At 75.1% G+C, this 5366-nt stretch carries 4 protein-coding genes; 3 read left to right on the top strand and 1 reads right to left on the bottom strand.

The window, feature by feature from the left end; all coding sequences use genetic code 11:
- From ACSNOK_RS30305 to ACSNOK_RS30295, 3 genes are all read left to right on the top strand, one after another.
- Positions 1-223, top strand: a 223-nt coding sequence (locus ACSNOK_RS30305) for a hypothetical protein (RefSeq protein ID WP_436783999.1), incomplete at its 5' end; no start/stop codon positions are given.
- A 952-nt stretch (positions 224-1175) separates the two neighbouring features.
- The gene (locus tag ACSNOK_RS30300; protein WP_436783998.1) at positions 1176-2867 is read left to right on the top strand and encodes a protein phosphatase 2C domain-containing protein; all 1692 of its coding nucleotides are present in this window, start codon (positions 1176-1178) and stop codon (positions 2865-2867) included.
- A gap of 466 nt (positions 2868-3333) precedes the next feature.
- Positions 3334-3780 (top strand): ATP-binding protein, encoded by a 447-nt coding sequence (locus tag ACSNOK_RS30295; RefSeq protein WP_436783997.1) that lies wholly within the window; start codon positions 3334-3336, stop codon positions 3778-3780.
- A gap of 191 nt (positions 3781-3971) precedes the next feature.
- Here ACSNOK_RS30295 and ACSNOK_RS30290 read toward each other — a convergent pair whose 3' ends face one another.
- Complete coding sequence (locus ACSNOK_RS30290) at positions 3972-5060, bottom strand: DUF2637 domain-containing protein (RefSeq protein ID WP_436783996.1); 1089 nt, start codon at positions 5058-5060, stop codon at positions 3972-3974.
- Positions 5061-5366: the final 306 nt, after the last annotated feature.

Raw genomic sequence — 5366 nt, 5'->3', positions numbered from 1 at the left:
CTCCACCACCCCCTCCTCCACCGCCTCCGTCCGCCGCCTCCCGCTGGGAGCCCGGCGCGCCGTCGGCCGGTCCCGCCCCACGCGATTCCCGAGCGAGGAACGCGGCACCGGGTCGGACGTCCTTCCCCTCGCCTTCCAGCGGTGCGAGGACGACGCCCGCCGGGTCCGGGGCCGAGCCTCCGGAGCGGACGGGTGGGGGCTCCGACGGGCCGCGCCGACTTGAGCACTTCGACCGAGCCGATCGCTCGGGCCGGGCCGGTCTCGCCGAGCGAGGCGATCAAGCCGATCGGGCCGGCTATGCGGAACGCTCCGGTTATGCGGAGCGGCCGGAGCGGTTCGAGCGGTCCGACCGGGCCGGCCACCCCGAGCGGTCGCAGCCGCCACGGCGGTCGGACCGCGCCGGGGGAAGCGGGCGTTTCAAGGGCGGCGACCGTCCCGGCGCGAGCGATCCCCGGGAGAGCGGCGACCGGTACGAAGCGGACGACCGGCCCGACGGGCCACGCCACCCCGGCCGTACCGACCAGCGGGACCGCTCCGAACGTCCGAGGACTTCGAGCCGTCCTCCTTCCTCCGCCGACCGGCCCGGCTTGTCCGGGCATTCGGACCGCGCGGACCGGCTCGAACGGCCGGGCGCCCCCGACTCCCCGGGGACGGAAGCGTGCCGCGCCGGTTCCGGCCGCGCCGACGGGTCGGCGGCGGGCGGAGACCGGCCGGAGACGGCCGTCGGCGCGTCGAACGGCTCGCGGCCCGGCACGCCCGACGCGCCCGACGCCTCAGGGTCCGCACGGGGCTTCCGCCGGGCGCCCGCCGACGTACCGCGCGTTCCGGATCCCCGGGGGGCGCCGGACGGTCCGGGGTCCGAGCCTGGCGCCGGTGACGGCGCCGGACGACGTGAGGGTCCCGCAGGGCGTGAGGCCCCCGCACGACGGCCCGACGGTGGTCGGCGGTCGTCCGTACCGTCTCCCGCTCCGGACGGGGCACCGGCTCGAAGCGGCCGCGAGCAGGGCACCCGCGACGCCGCGTCCACCGCCCGGCCCGGGACGTCATCGCGACCGGAGGTACCGGTGCGGGCCGAGCCGCCCACCCGCCGTACGGCAACCGACCGTTCCGCAATCCCCGGTCGGCCGGAAGCTTCCGCGCCACGCCAGTCCCACGCACCCCACGACGCCGCCTCGGTGCCCGGCGCCTCAGATCCGTACGACGGCTCAGGGGCGTACGGCGTCCCCGGACCACACGACGTCTCGGGATCGCCCCAAGCCCCCACGGCGCTCGGCTGTGAGCAGCCCGAACCGTCCCTGCGCGACGACGCCTCCGCGCCTCCCGACATCTCCCATCCGCACGATGTCTCCGCACAGCCCGACCGTTCCGTGCCGCCCGTGGGCTCCCCGTCCTCCGGCCGCACCGCCGGGCCCGAGGCCCCCACGCCGTACGACGCCCCCGGACTGTCCGCTGCCTCCCCGCTCCACGAGGTGTCCGCCTCGCCCGACGGCTCCGCGTCGCTCACGGCCCCGGCGCGGCCCGGTCGCGACCCTTCCGGGCTGCCCGCGCGCCCCGAAGCGCCCACCCTGCCCGACCGCTCGACGCCCGCCGGCGTCGGGGAGGTGCCGGAAGCCCGCGCGCTCCCCGGCGCCGTCGCGCCGCATGACCCGTATGCCCCCCGCCATCTCGCCGCCTCCCTTCCCTCCGAGGCATCCGAAGCCTCTGACGCTTCCGTCGCTTCCGTCACCTCGGGGACTTTCGAGGCCTCCGTGGTCCCCGAGACCGTCGAGGCGTCCGACTCGCCCGTGGCCTGTGACTCGGCCGCGTCGCTGGAGGCCGCCGTGGTGCCGCAGGTGCCGAGGCCCCGGCATCGGGAGGGTGTTCGGCCCCGGGCGCAGGAGTACGTCGGGCAGGGGCCGCCGACCTACGAGGCGGAGCCGACCGCCTGGCCGCCCGCCGACCCGGGCGGGCTGGAGGACCTCGTACCGGACACCGTCCTCGACGGAGCCCGGTACGGAGCCATGACGCTCCGGGCCGTCTCCCTGCGCGGCGACTCCGCCCGCTACCGGGGCGAGCCGCGGCGGGACGCGCTGCTCACCGCCCGGTTCGGGAGCGGGGAGGGGGCCGTGCTGCTGGTCGCCGTCGCGAGCGGTGCGCGTGCGGCCGAGGGGGCGCACCGGGCGGCGCGTGACATCTGTGCCTGGCTGGGCGGCGCGGTAGGGCGCAGTCATGCGCGGCTGGGGGAGGACATCCGGGCCGGCCGGCGCGGTGAACTGCGTTCGGGGCTGCACCGGCTCACCGACCGGTCCTACGGACGCCTGCGCACCCGCGCCGCCGAACTCGGCCTGCCGCCCGCCGAGTACACCGCCGCGCTGCGCTGCCTGCTGCTGCCGGCCGACCCCCGGTGCCGTACCCGCGTCTTCTTCGGCGTGGGCGGCGGCGGGCTGTTCCGGCTCCGCGAGGGCGCCTGGCAGGATCTCGACCCGGTGCCGCGTCCGGCCGTCGGCGCGGGCCGGGGCACGGACGGCCCGTACGGGATCCCGGGTCCGGGCGGGGAGGCCGGCGGCGACGCGCTGTGCGACGACCGCATCACCGTCGACCTGGGCATTCCTACCCCCGGAACCACCCCCGTGATCGACCCGGAGGAGGTGCCGACCGAACCGTTCCGCTTCCGGGCCGCGGTCGCGCGCCCCGGTGACGCCCTGCTGCTCTGCAGCGCCGGCCTCGCCGATCCCCTGCGCGGGGAACCGGCGTTGGCGGACGCCCTCGCCGAGCGGTGGGGCACGCGGGCGCAGCCGCCGGGGCTGGCGGAGTTCCTGTCCGACGCGCAGCTGCGGGTCAAGGGGTACGCGGACGACCGTACGGCCGCCGCGATCTGGGAGGCGTAGGAAGGCGGCGCGTCACGCCCGGCGGGCCGGAGTACGTATCACACCGGTCGACCGGAGAAGCCGGACCGATGGTGAACGATCTCCGAATACGGCCCCCGGTGATCGAATACCGGCCGAGCGCGCGGCGGCGCATTCCGGCGGCCGGGCGCCGTCTTCGGCGCGGTAGTCGGGACAGTGGTTCCGGCTGTGCGCAAGAGGTTCCCGCATTTCCGCCGCATCACCATGTTGATGAGTCAACAGGAGTCGTTTCTGTGCAGGCGGGGCATGCACTTGCCGTGAGCCTGTTCGATGCCGGGGCGCCGGGGAGGGGTCGGGGCGAACGGAAATGAAACGGCGGACTGCACACTGGTTGGGCGCGGGGAACCGCGAAGGTCGGGAAGGGTCCGCGGGCGTCACGGCTCGGAACGAGGCGAACGGCGGGGAGGGCGTGCCGTACTGGGAAAGACGACTCGCACGTGATGACCTCGTGGCGGTCGCGGAGGCCCGGGCGGGACTGCGCCGGTTTCTCGTCCACTGGGGGGCGCCCGGGCGGGCGGAGATCGCCGAGCTGCTGACGAGTGAACTGGTCACCAACGCCCTGGTGCACACCGACGGCGGGGCAGTGGTGACGGCCGTGCTCGGCGGGGGTGCGCCGGTTTCCGTCAAGGGGCGGCTGCGGGTGGAGGTGCGGGACACCTCGCCCCGGCGCCCGGTGCTCCGGACGCCCGACGCCGGGCCGCCGGATCCCGACGAGGGGCCGCCGGGCCTCGACGCGGGGGCGCGGGCGGACGAGGACGGGTGCGGCGGAGCCGAATGCGCGGCGACGTCGGGGCGCGGTCTGCTGCTCGTCCAGGCCTTGGCCGACACCTGGGGAGTGCTGGTGCACGGCACCGGAAAGACGGTGTGGTTCGAGCTGGCGGCGGAGAACCGTTGACGGGAGGGCGCCGCCGGGCGGCGTGGGGCGGGATCGGATCGGGAACGGGATCGGATCCCGGCGTTGGGGGGACGTCTCAGGGCCGGGAGGAAAGGGACAGCGGGCGGTGGGGGCTGGGGTCGAGAGGAGGGGCGGCGGCGCGGTGCCGCCCGCACCGCTCCGAGCCGGCGCACCCGCTCGGAGCGGCCGGGTCAGCCGAACTGCCGCTCGATGCGTGCCAGTTTCTCCTCCAGGGAATCGAGCCGCCGGATGGGCTGGGTGTCGTCCTCGGCGGTGAGGTCGATGGGTCCGACGGCGCCTGTCACGCCCGTCGTGTTCGTCGCGCCCGCCCGGTTCACCGCTTGCAGCGGCCGGGCGCGCGGGGGGAGCTGCTCCTGCTCGGTTATGGAAGGTTCCGCTCCGGACTGTGAGCCGATCTGCGCCGGCTGGGGTGCCGCCGGCACCGCCGTCACCTCCACCTGCCGTCCGCCGCGGGCGCGCCCCCACAGCACGCGGTGCTGCCGGTTGTACGCCTTGAGCCGCGCGCGTTCCAGCTTGCCCGCCTCCCGGCGGCGCAGCCGGTGCTGGCGGCGCTGCCGCTTGTCCTCGCGGACCTCGTCCACGGCCTCGTCCAGCGTCCGGACGCCCTCCAGCAGCATCAGCGACCAGGCGCCGAACGTCTCGCGCGGCGCCCGCAGCCAGCGCACCATCCGGATCTGCGGCAACGGGCGGGGGACGAGGCCCTGTTCGCGCAGGGCGGCCCGGCGGGTCTGCTTGAGCGCGCGGTCGAAGAGGACCGCGGCCGACAGCGACATGCCGGCGAAGAACTGCGGGGCTCCCGCGTGGTCCATCCCGCGCGGCGCGTGCACCCAGTTGAACCAGGCGGCGGCGCCCGCGAAGGTCCACACCAGCATGCGGGAGCCCAGCGCCGCGTCGCCGTGGCTCGCCTCGCGCACGGCGAGGACTGAGCAGAACATGGCGGCGCCGTCGAGCCCGAAGGGCACCAGGTATTCCCAGCCGTCCGTCAGGCCCAGGTTCTGCCGTCCGAAGCCGACCAGTCCATGGAAGGAGAGGGCGGCGGCCACCGCCGCGCAGCAGAAGAGGAGGACATAGGACGCGCTGCCGTACAGCGCCTCCTTGCGCCTCCTGCGTTCCTCGGTGCGTTCCCAGGAATCCGTGGCCGTCGCGTCCTCCGGACCGCCGTGGCGGCCCCGGGAGAACACCGTCACCGCCACCACGGCTCCGGCGAGGGCCACGGCACTGGGCAAAACCCAATTCAGCGGTATGTCGGTCACTCTCATCTTCTTGCGTCCCTTGCATCGCGGTACCGGCCTTTCGCGCGCCATCCTGACGGAATCGGCCAGGGCGCCAAGCGGTTTCCGGGCAACTCGCCGCCAATGGACGCCAAGGACATACGGATAGGTGTGTATTGCTTCGAACGCCTAGCTGCGTCAGGCGAATTGGGTTCTATTCAATCCACCCGTTCGAGCGGATTGAAGAGGAACGGGTTGCGCTCGGTCGGGTGATGCGCGTGGGGGTGTGTGGGGGGTGCTCGTGTCGACTGGTACGCCGTCGCCGGGTATCCGCGGGGCGGTCTGTCTCTTATA

Source organism: Streptomyces sp. URMC 126, assembly GCF_051386555.1.
Classification (GTDB): Bacteria; Actinomycetota; Actinomycetes; order Streptomycetales; family Streptomycetaceae; genus Streptomyces.
This window is presented reverse-complemented; position numbering and strand designations above follow the sequence as displayed.